Origin of the sequence: Amycolatopsis sp. A1MSW2902 (genome assembly GCF_017312175.1) — a bacterium.
Lineage (GTDB): Bacteria > Actinomycetota > Actinomycetes > Mycobacteriales > Pseudonocardiaceae > Amycolatopsis > Amycolatopsis nivea.
On record NZ_QJPO01000005.1, the window covers coordinates 1 to 15,997 of the forward strand.

Annotated in this window: 21 protein-coding genes and 1 pseudogene; 9 read left to right on the forward strand and 13 right to left on the reverse strand. The window is 70.6% G+C overall.

Annotated elements, in window-relative coordinates; translation table 11 throughout:
- Nucleotides 1–287: 287 nt before the first annotated feature.
- The 5 genes and pseudogenes from DMP23_RS48220 to DMP23_RS47235 form a co-directional block, all read left to right on the forward strand.
- Nucleotides 288–467 (forward strand): annotated as a pseudogene (locus tag DMP23_RS48220) (DUF4913 domain-containing protein); the annotation flags it as partial.
- Nucleotides 468–636: 169 nt separating this feature from the next.
- Nucleotides 637–1,506: a hypothetical protein gene (locus DMP23_RS47220; RefSeq protein WP_337825203.1), complete on the forward strand. Its 870-nt coding sequence runs from the start codon at nt 637–639 to the stop codon at nt 1,504–1,506.
- Complete coding sequence (locus tag DMP23_RS47225; protein ID WP_337825204.1) at nt 1,503–4,223, forward strand: toprim domain-containing protein; 2,721 nt, start codon at nt 1,503–1,505, stop codon at nt 4,221–4,223. Before DMP23_RS47220 ends, DMP23_RS47225 begins: the two co-directional genes overlap by 4 nt.
- Nucleotides 4,224–4,279: 56 nt before the next feature.
- A complete protein-coding gene (locus DMP23_RS47230) occupies nt 4,280–4,999 on the forward strand; it encodes a hypothetical protein (protein ID WP_337825205.1) in 720 nt (239 codons plus the stop codon).
- Nucleotides 5,000–5,998: 999 nt separating this feature from the next.
- Complete coding sequence (locus DMP23_RS47235; RefSeq protein ID WP_337825206.1) at nt 5,999–6,559, forward strand: hypothetical protein; 561 nt, start codon at nt 5,999–6,001, stop codon at nt 6,557–6,559.
- On the opposite strand, the gene DMP23_RS47240 is transcribed toward DMP23_RS47235, so the two are convergent.
- The gene (locus DMP23_RS47240; protein WP_337825207.1) at nt 6,481–6,900 is read right to left on the reverse strand and encodes a hypothetical protein; all 420 of its coding nucleotides are present in this window, start codon (nt 6,898–6,900) and stop codon (nt 6,481–6,483) included. The two genes, DMP23_RS47235 and DMP23_RS47240, sit on opposite strands and share 79 nt — an antisense overlap.
- A complete protein-coding gene (mobC, locus tag DMP23_RS47245) occupies nt 6,897–7,271 on the reverse strand; it encodes a plasmid mobilization relaxosome protein MobC (protein WP_337825208.1) in 375 nt (124 codons plus the stop codon). The genes DMP23_RS47240 and mobC overlap by 4 nt, the downstream gene beginning before the upstream one ends.
- Before the next feature lie 285 nt (nt 7,272–7,556).
- On the opposite strand from mobC, the gene DMP23_RS47250 reads away from it, so the two are divergent.
- Nucleotides 7,557–7,925 (forward strand): hypothetical protein, encoded by a 369-nt coding sequence (locus DMP23_RS47250; RefSeq protein WP_337825209.1) that lies wholly within the window; start codon nt 7,557–7,559, stop codon nt 7,923–7,925.
- Between the two features lie 114 nt (nt 7,926–8,039).
- On the opposite strand, the gene DMP23_RS47255 is transcribed toward DMP23_RS47250, so the two are convergent.
- The 9 genes from DMP23_RS47255 to DMP23_RS47295 all read right to left on the reverse strand — a co-directional run bounded on the left by DMP23_RS47255 (nt 8,040) and on the right by DMP23_RS47295 (nt 12,835).
- Complete coding sequence (locus tag DMP23_RS47255) at nt 8,040–8,438, reverse strand: hypothetical protein (protein ID WP_337825210.1); 399 nt, start codon at nt 8,436–8,438, stop codon at nt 8,040–8,042.
- 78 nt (nt 8,439–8,516) lie between these two features.
- Nucleotides 8,517–9,047 carry a hypothetical protein gene (locus DMP23_RS47260; protein ID WP_337825211.1) on the reverse strand — a complete coding sequence of 177 codons (531 nt, stop codon included), beginning with the start codon at nt 9,045–9,047 and terminating at the stop codon, nt 8,517–8,519.
- Nucleotides 9,008–9,658, reverse strand: a complete 651-nt coding sequence (locus DMP23_RS47265) for a hypothetical protein (RefSeq protein ID WP_337825212.1) — start codon at nt 9,656–9,658, stop codon at nt 9,008–9,010. The genes DMP23_RS47260 and DMP23_RS47265 overlap by 40 nt, the downstream gene beginning before the upstream one ends.
- Nucleotides 9,659–9,954: 296 nt before the next feature.
- Entirely contained in the window at nt 9,955–10,185 is a 231-nt protein-coding gene (locus DMP23_RS47270; protein ID WP_337825213.1) for a hypothetical protein, read from the reverse strand.
- Nucleotides 10,185–10,394, reverse strand: coding sequence for a hypothetical protein (locus DMP23_RS47275; RefSeq protein WP_337825214.1), 210 nt, complete (start codon nt 10,392–10,394; stop codon nt 10,185–10,187). Before DMP23_RS47275 ends, DMP23_RS47270 begins: the two co-directional genes overlap by 1 nt.
- Before the next feature lie 168 nt (nt 10,395–10,562).
- Entirely contained in the window at nt 10,563–11,075 is a 513-nt protein-coding gene (locus DMP23_RS47280; RefSeq protein ID WP_337825215.1) for a hypothetical protein, read from the reverse strand.
- A gap of 265 nt (nt 11,076–11,340) precedes the next feature.
- A complete protein-coding gene (locus DMP23_RS47285) occupies nt 11,341–12,246 on the reverse strand; it encodes an NUDIX hydrolase (protein ID WP_337825216.1) in 906 nt (301 codons plus the stop codon).
- Between the two features lie 67 nt (nt 12,247–12,313).
- Nucleotides 12,314–12,610, reverse strand: coding sequence for a hypothetical protein (locus DMP23_RS47290; RefSeq protein WP_337825217.1), 297 nt, complete (start codon nt 12,608–12,610; stop codon nt 12,314–12,316).
- 36 nt (nt 12,611–12,646) lie between these two features.
- Nucleotides 12,647–12,835 carry a hypothetical protein gene (locus DMP23_RS47295; RefSeq protein ID WP_337825218.1) on the reverse strand — a complete coding sequence of 63 codons (189 nt, stop codon included), beginning with the start codon at nt 12,833–12,835 and terminating at the stop codon, nt 12,647–12,649.
- Between the two features lie 339 nt (nt 12,836–13,174).
- On the opposite strand from DMP23_RS47295, the gene DMP23_RS47300 reads away from it, so the two are divergent.
- Nucleotides 13,175–13,615 carry a hypothetical protein gene (locus tag DMP23_RS47300; protein WP_337825219.1) on the forward strand — a complete coding sequence of 147 codons (441 nt, stop codon included), beginning with the start codon at nt 13,175–13,177 and terminating at the stop codon, nt 13,613–13,615.
- A 55-nt stretch (nt 13,616–13,670) separates the two neighbouring features.
- Here DMP23_RS47300 and DMP23_RS47305 read toward each other — a convergent pair whose 3' ends face one another.
- A complete protein-coding gene (locus DMP23_RS47305; protein ID WP_337825220.1) occupies nt 13,671–14,552 on the reverse strand; it encodes a recombinase family protein in 882 nt (293 codons plus the stop codon).
- Nucleotides 14,553–14,758: 206 nt separating this feature from the next.
- Here DMP23_RS47305 and DMP23_RS47310 point away from each other — a divergent pair, with 206 nt between their 5' ends.
- Together DMP23_RS47310 and DMP23_RS47315 are read left to right on the forward strand one after the other, a co-directional pair.
- Entirely contained in the window at nt 14,759–15,289 is a 531-nt protein-coding gene (locus DMP23_RS47310) for a hypothetical protein (RefSeq protein WP_337825221.1), read from the forward strand.
- Nucleotides 15,290–15,291: 2 nt separating this feature from the next.
- Entirely contained in the window at nt 15,292–15,669 is a 378-nt protein-coding gene (locus DMP23_RS47315; protein WP_337825222.1) for a hypothetical protein, read from the forward strand.
- Between the two features lie 6 nt (nt 15,670–15,675).
- Here DMP23_RS47315 and DMP23_RS47320 read toward each other — a convergent pair whose 3' ends face one another.
- Nucleotides 15,676–15,891 (reverse strand): hypothetical protein, encoded by a 216-nt coding sequence (locus DMP23_RS47320; protein WP_337825223.1) that lies wholly within the window; start codon nt 15,889–15,891, stop codon nt 15,676–15,678.
- Between the last annotated feature and the right edge of the window lie 106 nt (nt 15,892–15,997).

Sequence of the window (15,997 nt, forward strand, 5' to 3'; positions counted from 1 at the left end):
GCCCTCCTGGACGCACACGAGAGCCGCGACACGGCCGAGAACCTGCTGGCAGCCGCGGAGGAGCGGCTCGCCCAGGCCCGCGCTGTGCCTCCGCGCGCGAGAGCGCGGCGGTGGTCGCGGCCCGGGAAAAGGTCGCCAAGGCCGAACGCGCCCGAGACCTGGCCGAGGAACGCGTCGCCGCCGCCCGGGCCGCCTACGACCGCGCGGTCGCGCTGGAATCCGGACAGGACGCGCCCGCCGCGAGCGCGCCGCTGTTCGCGTCGCTGCCGACGTTCGTCGACCGGTACGTGCTGCCCAACTGGCGTCACCGCCACGACCGGGACACCCGGTGGTGCGAGCAGTGGTGGCTGCACGAAGAAGCCGTCACCCGGCTGGAAGCCCTGTGGGAAGCGTTCGAGGCGATGCGCCTGGAGCCAGCGCCGAGCCTCTCGACCTGGCTGCGCGACCACTTCGACCACCACATGTCGATGCTCACCCGCGCAGACGGCGCGTTCGCCAACTGCGCACCCCGAACCCACGACGACCCGGTCCACCGCGCCGGGCCGTATGGGCGCACACCGAACCGCCTGCGGGCTTGTTCGACGTCGACCCCGAGTCCGTCGTGCAGCCCCAGTCCCACCAGCAGGGAGGCGTGGCATGACCATGCACGAGGAACTCGAACTCGCACGCGAGCTGGACCAGGCGCTGCGCACGGCAGTCACCACGGTCGCGCAGATCACCGAGCGGACCGCCCGCACTCGCGCCGACAAGAACCGCGAACTGGCGCAGCGGGAACGCGAAGCAGCCCGCGAGACCGCCTCCCACGCCCGGGAGCTGCAGCGGCAGCAGGAGGCGAAGAACCGGGCGGTCTGGACGGCACAGCGCGACGGGGCCCGGGACAGGTTCCTGCCCTGGACCCGGCCCGGCGTCGTCGAACGCGGCGACCGCGTCGCCGCGTCCCGCGCGTGGGCCGCGGCAGCCGCGTGGGCCGACCAGGACCCGCGCGCCCTGGCCGCCCGCGACGATCTCGGCCGACGGATCGAAACCGCCCACGGCGCGGACCCGGCCACCATCCTGCGCAGCGTCGAGAACCCGTCCGCGCCGGGACGAGTCCCCGCCGGACGCATCACCATGCCCGAGGCCGTCGACCTCGCCGAGGCCCACGCCCCGTTCTACTACCGACGGCACAGCAACCTGCGCGGTCGGCTCGACGCTCGCCCGAACGGCGCGGCACAGCAGCAGGTGTGGGCCGACTGGCAGCACTGGGCCGAGTACGGACGCCTCCCCACGCTGTCACGCTGGGAGGCATGGGCCGAGCACACCGGCCGCGGAGCCGAGTTCGCGCCCGACCGATGGCGAGTCGCGGGCGGCGCCGTCGACGAGCATGCCCGGGCCGCTGCCCTGCACCGCCACTGGGAAACCACCGCGACCGACCGGGCCGACGCCGAGCTGGACCACCACCGCGCCCAGATGCGCGCGGCGGCCTGGACCCGAACCGAGCAGACCTCGCGATCGGCACGTCCTTGACGCCGGCCGGGCGTCCGGACCGACCGCTGGATCCGAACGCCCTGGACGACGCGGCGGTCGCCGACCTGGTGCGCACCTGGGAGTCGGCCCGGGTCACCGCCATCCTGGAGCCCGACAACGCCGCAACCGCATTGGACAACGCCGACCTGCTCGAACGGCACTTTCGCGACCGGTTCGGCATCGACCCGGCCACCTACCTCGCCGATGCCCTGCAAGACACCGCGGCCGCAGCCGCAGACGCAGCACGCGACCAGGACGCGGTCGCGACCGCGCTGTCCGAGGAAACCGCGATCGCGCACGACATCTCGGCCAGCACCGCCACCGGCGCCCCGGTCGAAATCCGGTACCGAGACGTCGTGCTCCCCGCCGGCCCCGACAATCCCGACCGCGGCGTGGCCCCGACGAAAGCCGGCAGCGACGCGGAGCGCGCCCACCGCGCGCAAGCATGGCGGCTGGCGCAGGCGGGAATGGACGAGACAGCGTGGAAGGCCCTGCCGAGCAAGGACCGCTACGACCGGTACTGGACCGTCTACGACGCCCAGGAAGCCCGGCAGGTCCAGATCCCCGAGAACGGCACGCTCGGGCCCGCCGCCCCGCTGACCAGCGCGTCCGAGGACTCAGCCAAGACCCCGCAGCCCGAACGCACGGCGCCCGCGGCAGCCGCTGACCCGCGGCAACTGGCGATCGACGCAATCGAAAACCTCTGGCCGCACGACGCGGAATGGATCATCGCAAGCCAGACGCGCTCGGTTGACCAGCTCGGCGACAGACTGCAAGAGGCAGCCGAAAAAGGCTACGAGCCGCTCGAGATCATGCGGGAAGCAGTGATCTCCAGTGGCACAGAGCGGCTGATGCAGCCAAACTCCGCACCAGGCGACACCGTCGACACCAGCGCAGGAAACCGGTACCCGCCTGGCGTGACGCACCCCGGCACCATCGGCACCGACCCCGCAAAGTTCGCAGCGCGGCAAATCCGCCGAGAACTCGACAACCGCGGCACCGCCAGCACAGCAGCCAAGGACCCGACACCGGAACGCACGAAGCCCGCGGCTCCCACCTCCGCAACGGGCAGCCAGGCCCCGGCCGCACCGAGCGCCCGACCGTCGGTCGCGCCCAAGGAAGAACGGGGAATGGCCCCGTCGAAGGCGTCGACCCCGCAGGAGCGGGCCCGTCGGGCGACCGCGTGGGCACTGGCCGAGCAGAGTTTCCGGGCCGAACTGCCCGCCGACACCTCGTCGATGGCCGCTGGCAAGGCGTGGCAGGAGATGGCGTGGCAGGACAAGGCCCTCCGGTACTGGACGGCCTACGACTCCGCCGAAGCACGGACGGCCGCCGGCCTGGAACCGGTCGCCGCCCCGCAGACGGCACCACCGCGGCGGACCGCCCCTGCACCGAACGAGACGCCGGCGATCAGCCGGGAGCGGACCATCGAGCTGAACACACTGGCCGCCGACTACTTCGCCACGTCGATGACGCCCGACTCCCCGGGGTATGCCTACCTGGCCGGCAGGCTCGGCGCCGACGTCGTGGCCGACGACCGCTGGCGCTTCGGCTACGCCCCGACCGGATGGTCCAACCTCACCGGCCACCTGCGCAGCCACGGCGCCACCGACACCGAGATCGTGGCTGCGGGCCTGGGACGGCAGTCCACGCGCGGCCAGGTGATCGACTTCTTCCGTGACCGCGCCATGGTGGGCATCCGCGATCAGGACGGCGACATCGTCGGGTTCATCGGACGCGACCTCTCCGGCGACGAGAGGGCGCCGAAATACCTCAACACGGGCAGCACCCCGGCTTACACCAAGGGCGACCACCTCCTGGGCCTCTACGAAGCTCCGGACAGTGCCCGGCTCGCCCGCGTCGAGGGCCCTTTCGACGCCGTCGCGGTGACCGCCGCCGGCGACGGACAGGTCGCCGGCGTCGCCCCGCTGGGCACCGCGTTGACCGACCGGCAGGCCGACCAACTCGCCGAACGCGGGCGGATCTGGGAGATGCTCGACGCCGACGCCGCGGGCCGGACGGCCGCGGAAAAAGACTTCTGGCTGCTGGCCGAACGAGGAGTCGACGTCCGCGACATCCCGCTGCCCGACGGCCTCGACCCCGCCAAGATGTGGGAGGACAAGCGCGACGATCTTCGCGCGCGGCTGGCCGATCTCGACAACGCCCGTTCCGGGGCATTCCTCGTCATCGACAACGCCATCGCAGAGCTGCGTCCCCGGCTCATCGCCGGAGACGACGACGCTGCCGCGGAGATCGGGTTCACCGAACACCGCGTCCGCGAACACGCCCCCGAAGATCAACGCGACCAGCTGCTGAGCTACTCCGTCGACGAGGTCGCCCAGCTGCAATACGACGCCGGCCAGGAAGCGGTCGAGCAGGTCCTCAGCGAGATGCGGGCCACCGAGGGCGAGCTCGATCAAGCGCAGTCAATCATCGACGACGAGCGCGCCACCGCGGTCCAGCCCGGCGACCGCGACAGCGGACCCGACCGCACCGAAGCACGGCCGGCTTCCGCGAACTACGACCGGGCCGAGTCCGTGCCCGAGACGATCGACGACGACGCCCGCCAGGCCCGCACCGTCTCCGCGTACGGCTACCCGCGCTCGACCCGCGACATGCTGGCCGAGACCGACAACCGGAAGGCGACACAGGCGAAACCTCGCCCGCAAACGCCCGGGTCCGGCCGAGCCACCCACATCCGCTCCCAACGGCGGTGACAACGCCCGATCTGCCCAGGAACAACCATCGCTCAGCACAGGAAAGGACCTCGACGATGAGCGAGTCCGCGCAGAACGTCACCGGCGCCGACAGCGCCCGGCTCTACGACGAATACGTCCCCCGGCGGATCGACCCCGACGCCGCGGCGGACGTCCTGCGCAAGCAGGCCTATCTCGGGATCGACGGGAGCTCTGCCACCGCCAACGCCCAGCGTGCAGACCGCGCACAAACCATCCTTGCCGAGGCCGCCGCCCGCGAGAACGAGGCATACGGCCAGGCGCACTGGATGAACGAACCGAGGATGCCGGACGTGAAACTCGTCCACCTCGTCGCCGAAGCCGGCGGCGACGTGCAGGCCATCGCCAGCGACGAACTGCGTGACGTGGTGATGTCCGCACTCGACGCCCACGGCGACGAGTCCGTCGTCAGCGACGAGGACGGTACTCGCTACGAGGGGGTGGAACCGATGGACGACCCCGCCGTCGCCGAAACGGTGGACAACACCCTCGCCCAGCTCCGCGAGATGCTGCTGCGGACCGACGCCGCACACCCGGAAACCACCACGACCGCCGCGAACGGCTACGACCGCGGCGAAAGCATGGCGGCATCGCTCGACGACGAGGCGACCCGGGTCCGCCAGGTCTCCGCGTACGGCTACCCGCGCTCGACCCGCGACATGCTGGCATCGGCCAACACCCAGCACGCGACACAGGCGACGCCGCACACACAGCCGCCCGCCGCGCAAACCACCCGGACCCGCACCCAAACCACCTGACGTCCGAACTCCCACACAGTTCAAAGCCCCGGCTCAGCAAACATGCGAGCCGGGGCTTCGCTATGCAGGACCCCTTCCGCGCCCGTCCGGACCACTGGAACATCTCGACCGCCCATCGTCTGCCGAAGCGCAGGGGTCAGCCGAGTCCGGCCGCGTCGTTCATCCGGTGCCGGCTTCTCCGCACCGGCAGGTCGAGTCGGCGACACTCCGGCGGCGGTCGTGTCGGTGCGGCCTTGACGCGTCCCGTCGCGACCGCGCGCCATCGCCGCCGCACCAGCAGCCTCAGGCGCGAACGCAGCACGCTCCGGCACCGCGTGCTGGCAGGCCGGTCGTTACGTTTCGAGGACGGCAACCGCGTTGGTGTGCAACGCACGCGCAGCCGCCAGCTCCTGTCGTGCCGCGCTCGCGGCGTGCACGGCGGTCACGTGCGCTGCACTTGGCGAGGACGGCGAGCCAGCCGCGGTGGTGGTCCGGCGAGCTCGCGCGCAGCGCGGTTGCGCGTGACGCGCCGCGAGCTCGGCACGGTGGGTTCCGAATCGTTGCGCGGGTGCACCCGTCCTGCCCGCGAGGCTGCGGCATCGTCGTAGACGTCGGCGCCGTCGTCGACGGGTCCCGGATGAGCGCATCGGCCGGCGACCGCGAACGATTCGCCGGTCGGGCCGTCGATGCGAGAGAAGACGGACAGAAGACCGGCTGCGTCCCGCTCTGACGACGCCACTGCGGGGCATCGGAGGACAGCCGTTCGAGGTCGCCGTTCCAGGCGTCCAGCTCCGCGACGGCAGCACGCACCTGTTCCCGACGTCGCCCGCCGCGACCGGCGTCGCCTCCGCAGGTGCGGCGTCGCCTCGCCACAGCGCCAGTGCTTCCGCACGCGTCTGCGGGGTCTCGTTCGGCTCCCATTGGGCACGCAGTTTGCCCAGGGTCATCTCCGGGTCGAAATGAGTGGGCGAGAGCCACGGGCCGTCGCCGATACGGACCTTGTACCCCGGTCACCGTGTCGTGCCCGCCGGGAGCCCATCGAGCGACGTCGAGCTCGACACCGACCGCGCCGTCGAGGACAGCGTTGATGAACTCGACCTCGGTCGTCGACATGGCGGCCGCGGCGCGCACAAGCTGCCGAACGAGGACGCGGTCGGGGACCTCTTTTCCGGTCAGCTCGGCCCGTTGCCGAGACTGCTGGTGCTCGGCCATCGTGTACGCGGGAAGCGACCGGCCGGAACGGCCGCGGTCGTGCAGCGGGATCACGAAGTCGTGACGCTCTTCGATCTCACGGCGCACACGCTGAACCAGTGCGAAGTCGTTTCGGTGGCGGTTGCCGTTGCGGTCCGTGCGGTGGGGGAGCTCGGCCCAGCGCCCGTCCTGGCGGACGAGGTTCACCGCGATGTGCATGTGCTCGTTCCCGTTCACCGACAAGCCGTGGCGCATCGCCACCCACCGGCAGCCCTGGTCGTCATCGGGCCCGTCGCTGAACCCCATTCCGCTCATGAATTCCTGAGCGACGGCAGCCCACTGCTCGTCGGTCCAGGCGTTGTCGGCGGGAGCGAAACGATCAGGTGGTAGACGTGCTCGGGACCGAACACGTCGTTGCCGAAGACGTCGACGACGCCCGGCTCGCTGCCGCGTGCGGTGCGCGAGATGCCGCGCACCGGCAACCCGGCCTCGGCCATCTGTTCCATGTACGCAGCGCGCCAGGACGACTCGACGAAATGCCCGAGCTCGCGTGCCTCGTCGGCGGCGAGGGCTCCCGGCCATGCGAGAGCGAGCCCGGGGGAGCCGGCCACCATGTGCTGGTCGCGATGTTCGTTCGCCTTGCCGGGCCCGTAGAGATACTTCATCAAGCCGGGCATGTCCCGACCGCCCTCGGCGACATGCGCGACCATGGTCGACGGTTCACCGGTCACGCTTTCACGCTCCGGAACAGATCTCCGCCCGGCAGGTCGTGCAGCAGCTCGTCGATACGGTCGACCTGCCGCTGCGCGAGTGCCAATGCAGCCTCCAATTGCGCGGCCGCGGGCAGCTCCCCGGTCGAGTTCGCGACCGTCGCCATCTGATTGACGTTCGTCGCGACGCCGATCAGCAGACGCTGAGCCATCACCAGCTCGGCGTAGATCTGCGACATCTTCGCCGCGGCGACAGCGTCTCCGGCCCACAGCGCACGCTCGTACAGCCTGGCGACGCTGACGCCCTGGACTTCCGCCATGGCCGCGACCCGGGCCCACTCTTCGTCGGTGTGTTTGATGACGGTCCGCTTGTCGCGCCGCTGACCGACCATCCGACGACGGTACGAGCCTCCCCGTTCACCCATTGCTGCACACCTCCTGATGGGTCTCCTCGTGCTGTGCACGAGTGGGTCTACTCGGCCGGCCACCTAGGACGGGCGAGGGTGCGTAATCAGGGTGTGACCCGCACTTAGGGGCACCCTACCCTATAGCTTGCTCCCGCCGAAGGCGTGGAGTGCCTTTTCCGCCAGGAACGCACTGTGTCACCGAAACCCATCGGCAAAGACAGGGGAAGGGCAGTGCGGGACTTGACGCGTGAAGTCGCCTACACTGCGGGCATGGACACGATCACGGACCGCGCCCAGGCACTGCTGCAGGAACGGCTCGGAAGCATTCGAGACCTGGAGAAATACGCGCAGGAAGCGTCGTCAGCGCGTGACGCGCTGCGCGCTGCCGAGAGCAAGCTCGCGGACGCCTGGACGGCGGCGACCAAAGCGGGATGGACTGTCGACGAACTGCGAAAGCTCGGGATCGAGCAGCCCGGCTCCCGACGTGGCGGGCGACCCCGGACGGCAGCGTCGCGCCGTGGATCGGCCACAAAGAAGCGCGACGTGTCCACCAAAAAGCGCGACGCGTCGACTGAGCGAGAACCCGCGCAAGCCGCGTCGGCCCCGGTAGCCGACGATGCGGAGTCCTCCGCTCAGTAGGTAGTCCCGCTCCGCTCAGTGCTGCGTCGCCGTGCGACGGGCCGCGTACACGACGCGTAGGGCCCGCCCGAGTTGCCTCGGGCGGGCCCTACGCGTTTTCTCGTTGTCGCTGAGTTAGCGAATTCCGCCGTCCGACCCGAACGATGCGGGCCGGTCTCGCTTGCGGTCGCGCCACGTGTGGGCGTCCGTGATCTGTTCGTTGGTGAGCCCCTGGCGCCACGCGAGGGCGAGTGCGTCCCGGTAGGCGTGGACGTCGTCGCGCGTGACGGCGTCACCCAGCGCCTGCAGGGTTTGCTGCGCCTCGGCCAGCGAGACGCTGGCCGCGTGCTCCAGAAGATCGCCGGCCACCAGTCGCCGGCGGTCAACGGCCACTCGCCTGGGGGCGAGGGCGTACAGGGTCTTTCCTTGCGCATCGGTCTCGGTGGCGACGACCGTCCCGGTTTGGCCGGCAAATTCGCCGGAGGTGATGCGTACGAACTCGCCGATTACGTAGCGGGTTTCCGTCGTGGTCATGGTGAACAGTTGTCCTTTCGGAGCGACGAGGAACCGGCCGGGGCGAGCGGCACTGCCCGCCCCGGCTTCGGTTGGCGGTCAGCGTGCGGCGGCGGCGATGTCGAGCGCTCGCACGGCGTGGGTTTCCATCTCGTGCGCCCGGTCGGCGTCGGTGTCCCGGATGACCTGGGCCGCGCTGGTCACCGCGTGCATGACGCCTCCGGCGGTGGGGTCGCCGCCCTTGAGGAAGTGCGACAAGATCGCGTCGCGCTGGGCGTCGGTGTAGCGCAGCTCGGTCTTGACGCGCTCGATGGTGTGCGAGGGCTCGCTGACCTTGGCGGCGGCCTTCTCGGTCATCTCGGTGATGACCTTGGTCAGGTAGTCGGTGTCCAGGATGGTCCGCACGGCGTCGGCGGTCTGGGACTTCACCAGCTCGACGTTCTTGCGCTGGGTGGCGTCGCTGAACCGGATCTGGCCGTGGTCCAGGCGGCCGCCCAGGTGCGGGGACCGCAGTGCGTCGCGCTGCAGCGTCATGCCGTTCTTGCAGACCTGGACCTCGACGCGCGGGGTGATGGTGAACGCCCCGTGCCCTACCTCACTGTTGGCGACGACGAAACCGGCGAACACCATCGGGTTGTCCGCTCCGCGGTCGCCGGTGAACGGCGAGCGGTAGTCGGCCAGCAGCTGCGGCGCGGCGGCCGCGACAGCCGGGAACTGATGCGCACGTACATCCGCTTTTCCGACAGGTCCGCGCCGGTGACGTTCGCCTCGATGCCGGTGGAGCGCAGGCCTTCGAGCGTCGCGAGCAGCACGTCGAGGTTGTCGACGATGCGGTACTTCTCGGACAGGAACGCCCGCGCGATGCCCTCGCCGCCGTCCTCGTCGGCGAGGCCGCGCACGAGGAACGACCGCGCGTCGCGCTCCAGCCAGCCGTTGACGTTGGCGTCCCACAGCTCGACGTTGTTCTCGCGCAGGTGGCGCACGTACGGGGCGGGGATGCCGAGCTTGTCGGCGATTCCGGCGTCGGCGACGACGTTCGGGGCGAGCGACGCGTCCCGGGCGGTGACCCCGTCTGCGGTGAGCACCGGCTCGCCCGCGTCGCGCACGACCAGGCGGCCGCCCTCGGCGCGGATCGCGGCGGCCGGGGCGACGACGTCCAGGCGCTGCGCGCGCTGGCGCTGCAGCAGGTCGGCGATCGCGGCGAGGTCGCTGTTCGAGGTGGTGGTGATGACGTCCGACATGTCGTTTCCCTTTCGGGTTCGGGGTGGTGAGCCCCTGTTCTGTACTGACATGTTCAGTCTAGCGTACATGTTCAGGCAGGCGCAACCGTGCCCGCGAAAAAGGTCGGGAAGATCGCGACACGCACGTCGCGGCCGCCGGTGGGCGGCCTTGATCTCCTCTTCCTCCCCGCCGTCTTTTTTCTGGGTTTCCGCGGCCGCGTCGTCGGCCTGCGCGGGCGCCTGTTCCCGCGCCCGGGGATGCGCGTCGACGCCCGGGCTCCCGCGCCGCCAGGGACGCGGGAGCCCGCGACGCGCGGCTAGCGCACCCGGGCGGCCTCCGGGTCTTGTCCGGCCGCTCGCTCGACCGGGGCGACGCGGAGCACGGTGGGGTCCTGGACGGACAGGAAGTGCTTGCCTCCCGCCTCGGCGAGCGCCTCGACGGCGTCGGCCTTGGCCGCCGCCCGCGCTGCCCGGCTGTCGGGTCCGTCGATGTGCACGGGAACGGAATGCAGCACTGTCTCGGCGACGATCACGCGGTAGTCGGCCATCACTCGACCTCCTCCGGTGCGGGAACCTCGGCGGCGTCGATGATCGCGACGACGGTCACGCCCGTGACGGCGTGGGAGGTCTGGCACTCGGGGCAGGCGATGATGTCGCCGGGCGTCCAGGTGCCCGCGATGATGTCCGGGTACTGCTCGCAGTCCGAGTCGACCGTCACGATCGCTGCGGGCCTGGTCGGGATGTCGCTGATGTTCATCGTTCGTCTCCTCGCGTCGGGGTGGTGAGCCCCTGTTCCGTACTGACATGTTCAGGTTAGCGTACATGTTCAGTAGTGCGCAAGCGTGTCGAGTGCGCCGACCGGAAATGCGTGCGGGGAGCGCGGTCCGGACACCACTCCGGTCGCGCTCCCCGCTGTCAGTGCGAACTACGACTCGTCGAACCGGTGCCGGTAGCTGCTGGCGAGCCTGGTCGGCGGGGTGGGCAGCGTGCCGCCTGCGCGGGTGCGCGCGGCCTCGACGGCGGTGGCGATCGCGCCGGCGACCCATCCGCTGTCCGACGTCCACAGACCGGCCTCGCGGTCCTCGCGCATCGCTTTGCGCATCGCCGCCAGGTCCCCGTCGGGCACCTCGAAGCTGCGGCTTCCGCCGGTGATGCCCTCGGCGGGCGGGCGCTCGACCCGCGCGGCACGCTCCTGCGGGGTGAGCTCGGCGAAGCGGGAGAGGGCTCGCCCGATCCAGGCCGCGAACTTCTCCGGTCCGCGGATCCGCTCGCGCTCGTCGCACTGCCAGTCGGCGAGGTAGGCCGCGCGCGCGTCGTCGAAGTCGGGCAATCGCCAGTACCACGCGATGCGCGTGTGCCCTGGCGCCGGCACCTGCGGCTTGCGCGGGGCCCGCCGTCTCGGCGCGGCCGCGCGCCCGACGTCCTGGTCCTCGCTCACGGCGCTCTCCTTTCGCGCGCCCCGCCGGGGCCGCCTTTCGTGGACATGGTCAGATTAGCGTACATGGTCAGACATGGCGAGCGGCGCGCCGGCGTCGCGACCGGGGCGGCCCGGCGGCGGACCTCCCCGCGGCGCGGCCGGCGGCCCTCCTGGTGGTGGCTATGCTTGCCTGTGCCGCGCGGGCTCGGGGTGGTTCCCGATGTTCTGTACTGACAACGCGGTGAAGTCCCCGCCCCGATGGGGCGGGGACTTGTTCGTCACCGGGTCATTCGACCGCCGCGAGGATCGCGCGCCGGTGGTCGGGCCACATCCGTCCGAGCAGCCGCTCGTGGAGGTCGTCGACCGACGCCCAGCGCGCCCCGGTCGCCGGGTCCGGCGGGGGCCCGATCGTGTCCGCCAGGTCGAACCGGACGGTGTAGATGCAGGTCCAGGCGTGCAGGGTGTGCGGCGAGCTGATCGGCCGGATGGCGCGGACGATCGTCGCCGGCGTGTCCTTGCCGACGGCAACCCCGGTCTCGTCGCGGGTTTTGCGGGCCGCGGCCGCGATCACCGAGTCGCGGGTCACCGGGCGCAGCCCGTGCCGCCAGTCGGCGGCGGTACGGCCGGCGTCGGCGGGAATCGCATAGCCGCCTGGCAGACAGGGAATCCGGCCGCTGGCGGTCTCGCGGCCGGTCAGCAGGACGTCGCCGTCGGCGGTGGTGACCACCGCGTCGGCGACGACCGCCTCGCCGTACCAGTGGGCGTAGCCCAGGCCGGCGGGCAGCCCGATCCGGGAGTCGGCCAGCAGCTGCAGGTGCAGCGGGTGCAGCGGGCGGCCGTGCTGGTCCAGCACCCAGCCGCGGTCGCGGCAGTACTGCTGCAGCCCGGGCTCGACCGCCACGGCCGGGACCGGGTCGTCCTGCGTCGCGAACTCCGGATCGAGCGCGTCCGGGTCGACGCCGTCGCGGTTGGGATGGCGCAGCGCGTCGTAGCCGGGCGGGACGTGCGCCCGGCCCGAGACGGCGGGGCTCCACCCGGGGGAGTTGGCGCGCAGCCGGAAGCGGTAGCCGGGCTGCGGCGTGGCGATGTTGCGGGCGATGTCGTCGAGCTCGGCCGGGCTGTAGGGGCGGCCGTATCCCTGTCCCCAGCGGGTGTCGTCCGGCACCAGCTCGGCGTCGATGTCGATCGTCATGGCGGTGTTGGCCCTTCGTCTGCAGGTTCCCGGGGTGCGTTCTGGGGCGCCGGCCGGGAACCTGCGGTCAGGGCTGGTGCTCGTCGATGTCGGGTGCGGGCCGCCGGTGTCCCCGGCCGGGCCCTGGCCGTCGGCCGGGGCGTTGCGCCTGGACGGCGAGCGCCGCGTCGCGCGGGTAGCCGCGGACCTCGCGCACGCCGTACTTGGCCATCAGCGCCCGGACGCTGTCGGTGCTGATGCCGTACTCCTCGGCGAGTGCGCGAGTTCCGATGAGGCCGTGCTCGGCCCGTCGCGCTTCCACGCCGTCGTCGGCGTCGGCCCGAGGCGGTGGTCCGGGTTCACGAGGCTCGTCGAGAGCGGTCATGCCCGAACCGTACCGACTCGGACGCGCCGGGCCCGCTCAGTCGAGGCGGGTGTACGGGTTGCCCTCCGGGTACTCCGGGACCTCGTAGGCCGGCCCCTGGTTCACTCCACCGACTGCCTGGTGGCGATTGCTGGCCGAGTAGGTGCAGCCGGACTGGGTGCAGTAGCCCTCGCTCGTCGCGGGGTGGTTGTTGAGGCACTTCTGCTGCTGCTGCGGTTTTGCCATGACGTCCTTCTTTCCGGGCGGGAAAACCTGACAGCCGAATCATGTCACACGCTCCGTGTGATTTGTTTTTTGGACGAGCATTGTCACGGATTTGTCCAGACTGCGGAGAGTGGTTCGCCTGTTGCCGCGAGCAGTACGCGCGGGCGGTCGGCCGCGAGCCGTTTCTGTCGTCAACCGATCGTTTGACGACAAGAATGGATCGCTTCCATTGGACGCGGATTTTCCGGGCGAGCGGTCTCGGGAGTGTCGATGTCCGAAGTGGACTGCACGGATGTCCGGACTCGTCTGCACGCGATCGCCTGTTCGTGGACGCTGCCGGGGCGCTTATCGTCTCCCTGCATGGATCTCATCCGTGACGAGCCCCAGTGGACGTTCACCGGGTTCCCCGGGTTCGGGGCGCAGCACCTGCGGGTGTGGCGGGCGCCAGGCGGTGTCCTGGTCGCCGTCGTCATCGAGGTGCAAGGCATCGACGACGAGAACATTTACGGCACCGACCTCATCGAGGGGCACGATCTGGTGTTCGCCCAGCTCCAGGCCGATCATCCCGGCGAGAGAATCGACTACATTCACTGCGAGCGTCGGCTGACGCTCGCCTTCGACGTCTTCAGCCGCATCACCTTCAAGCGCGACGGCACACACTGCTCGGTGCTGGACACCAACGACGTGATCGATCATCTCGGCGTCGACAACCTGTACCGCCGCTACCGCGGCGAGGTCTTCGGAACAATCGAGCCCCCGCGCCGCGCACCGGGCGACCCTCACCGAATGCCGGGCTGCTGACACCAAGCCTCCCGGCGTCCACTCGTCGAACGCAGGCGGGAAGGCTCGTACCGTTTCACGCGTTCGAGGTCTCGGCGGCTCCAGCGGCCTGGTCGTGGTCGCGCAGCATGCGCAGGACGGTGGCCGGGGAGGGGTGCTGGCCTTTCTTTTTGCCGGTGGTGATGACCAGGCGTGCGGCGATGTCGCGCAGGCTCATGCCTTGCTGGTCGCGCAGGTGCAGGGCGTGGGAGAGCATGGCTTCGTCGGTGACGGCGGCGCCGCCGATGGTCTTGCCGCGGGCGCGGGCGGATTCGTGTCCTTCGAGGGTGCGGTCGCGGATGTATTCGCGGTCCATGCCGGACATCGCGGCCAGAACGGTGAACACGATCCCGGTCGGGTCGTGGGAGCCGTGCAGGTCGCCGGTGAGGAATTCCAGGCCGATGTCGGCGGCGCGGAGGTTTTCGGCGAGGGCGGCCAGTTCGATGCCGCGGCCGAGCCGTTTGTGTTCGTGCACGACGAGGGTGACCGCGACGCCGGAGGCGCGGATCTCGCGGGCGAGGGCGATCGCCTTCTCCAGCTCCGGGCGGCGCAGGACGCGGGTGGAGATCTTCTCCGAGAACACGCGCGTGACGCCGGCCTCGGCGAGGGAGTCGAGCTGGGTGTCCAGCGACTGGCGCACAGTGGAGGCGCGGGCGTAGCCGATCCGCACGTGCCCGGCCGGCTCGGCACTGGCAGTCGCGCGCCGCGGCAGCTCGACCCAAGCCGAACCCGGCTTGCGCAGTGCCGGCGTCGCCACGGCGAGCGCTTTGGCCAGCGACGGCACCAGCCGAAACCGGGCGGTGTGGTACTGGATCGCCACCTTGCCCCTGCCCGTCCGGCACGGCGACCCCGCAGGGGCGGCGCAGGTCGACATCGGGCAGTCGAAGGCCTCGACCCGGAGGAAATCGTCGTCGCTCACCCCCAGATCGTTTCATAGGGGCGTTTCACAAGTCCAGTCGTATGAAACGTTCCATGAAACAAAGTCCGCCCTGAACTGGCCCCACTGGTCGGGGTGTTTCATGGGTGGTCGCCTATGAAACACCGTGATGGGCAGCTCTGTCGCATCAAGTTCCTTCGAGGGAATCCCATTGCGAAGTTCGCAACATGAGTTGCATACTGAAACACATGGCGAAGCGTGACATGATTGACGATCTGGTCGACATCCTCTACCCGTGGCCGGGCGCCGAGGACGTGCCCGACGGCGATGAGGACATCCTTGACGCTGCCCGTGACGAGGTCGCGGGGGAACGCGAGAAGTTCGAGCAGAACCTACGGCTCACCGAGGAGAACGCCGACTGGGAGTTCGACCCACTGCTGGCGGAGATCAACACCGCGCGGCGGGAGATGCGCGCCGCCGAAGCGCGGATGCGGATGCTGGTCGCCTACGGCCGCGAGTTCATCAAGCCCCAGCCCTACCAGCTCAAGGACCTCGCCGGCGCGACCGGCATGTCGATCTCCGGCACCCGCAGCTCCTACACCGTCGAGGAGATCGCCGCCGTCGCTCGCCGCATCGGTCGCCAGCCGCGCTCTCGGGACGAGGAGTTCTGGGCCACGTTCAACAAGGAAGACGCTGCGACCAGGCTGCCCGGGATCGCCGCTGTCGCCGAGGCCATGGGCCGGCAGCCGCGCGGCGGTGCTGGCAAGACCGGGGAGTAGCCGTGAGCGAGGACGAGATCACCGCCGCGGCGATCGCCGCGGGATGTGCCTGCGCCACGGCCTGGCCCGAGCTGGCCGTCACCCGTGACGACGGGACCAGCGAAACCGTGCTGGCCTCCGACACCCCCGGCCCGCTGGCGCGGCTGTACTACGCGCACTGCGACCGCTGCGGCGTCCAGTACCCTGGCCCGTTCCGGCTCCCGCCCCGCACCGCCTGCCACACCGGACGGACCGGTGGCGCCCGCGCGTGGCAGAGCCGGTGTCCAGCACCGGAAACCCGGCACGACACGAAAGGACTCGCTGATCACCCTGATCCGGCGGGCCCTCGCCGATGGGAACCGCTGACATGCGCCCGTTCCGGCCGCGCGACAGGGCACTGACCAGGCTCACCATGTCGGGTCGATGACCAGCCCTGCCGCCGTTTCCGCCGTTTCCCGGAGCGTGGTGCGCACTGGCACTCCGTGCGCGTGGGCCAGGTGCATGAGGTACTTGTTCCTTCGGGGATCGGGGCAGTCCGGGGGACAGCCGAGCACCACGGTCCGCCCGGCTGCCACGTCGTATCCGAACTCGACGTTCGTCGTCATCCCGGGCATGTACGTCATGTCGCGTGGGATCCAGAACAAGACCACCGCGGCCGCCGCTCTCGACGCGTTCTCCCAGCAGTACTTTCTTCGTGCACTGATGCCGTGTCGGATTGACCTGGCACGT

What these genes read in the sequence shown, in the direction of transcription:
- DMP23_RS47310 (WP_337825221.1), top strand. Translation starts at nt 14,759, where the DNA reads ATGGCGAAGCGTGACATGATTGACGATCTGGTCGACATCCTCTACCCG.
- DMP23_RS47295 (WP_337825218.1), bottom strand. Translation starts at nt 12,835, where the DNA reads ATGGCAAAACCGCAGCAGCAGCAGAAGTGCCTCAACAACCACCCCGCG.
- DMP23_RS47300 (WP_337825219.1), top strand. Translation starts at nt 13,175, where the DNA reads ATGGATCTCATCCGTGACGAGCCCCAGTGGACGTTCACCGGGTTCCCC.
- DMP23_RS47290 (WP_337825217.1), bottom strand. Translation starts at nt 12,610, where the DNA reads ATGACCGCTCTCGACGAGCCTCGTGAACCCGGACCACCGCCTCGGGCC.
- DMP23_RS47260 (WP_337825211.1), bottom strand. Translation starts at nt 9,047, where the DNA reads ATGGTGTTCGCCGGTTTCGTCGTCGCCAACAGTGAGGTAGGGCACGGG.
- DMP23_RS47250 (WP_337825209.1), top strand. Translation starts at nt 7,557, where the DNA reads ATGGACACGATCACGGACCGCGCCCAGGCACTGCTGCAGGAACGGCTC.
- DMP23_RS47275 (WP_337825214.1), bottom strand. Translation starts at nt 10,394, where the DNA reads ATGAACATCAGCGACATCCCGACCAGGCCCGCAGCGATCGTGACGGTC.
- DMP23_RS47230 (WP_337825205.1), top strand. Translation starts at nt 4,280, where the DNA reads ATGAGCGAGTCCGCGCAGAACGTCACCGGCGCCGACAGCGCCCGGCTC.
- DMP23_RS47320 (WP_337825223.1), bottom strand. Translation starts at nt 15,891, where the DNA reads ATGACGTACATGCCCGGGATGACGACGAACGTCGAGTTCGGATACGAC.
- DMP23_RS47220 (WP_337825203.1), top strand. Translation starts at nt 637, where the DNA reads ATGACCATGCACGAGGAACTCGAACTCGCACGCGAGCTGGACCAGGCG.
- DMP23_RS47270 (WP_337825213.1), bottom strand. Translation starts at nt 10,185, where the DNA reads ATGGCCGACTACCGCGTGATCGTCGCCGAGACAGTGCTGCATTCCGTT.
- mobC (WP_337825208.1), bottom strand. Translation starts at nt 7,271, where the DNA reads ATGGTCGGTCAGCGGCGCGACAAGCGGACCGTCATCAAACACACCGAC.
- DMP23_RS47265 (WP_337825212.1), bottom strand. Translation starts at nt 9,658, where the DNA reads ATGTCGGACGTCATCACCACCACCTCGAACAGCGACCTCGCCGCGATC.
- DMP23_RS47255 (WP_337825210.1), bottom strand. Translation starts at nt 8,438, where the DNA reads ATGACCACGACGGAAACCCGCTACGTAATCGGCGAGTTCGTACGCATC.
- DMP23_RS47285 (WP_337825216.1), bottom strand. Translation starts at nt 12,246, where the DNA reads ATGACGATCGACATCGACGCCGAGCTGGTGCCGGACGACACCCGCTGG.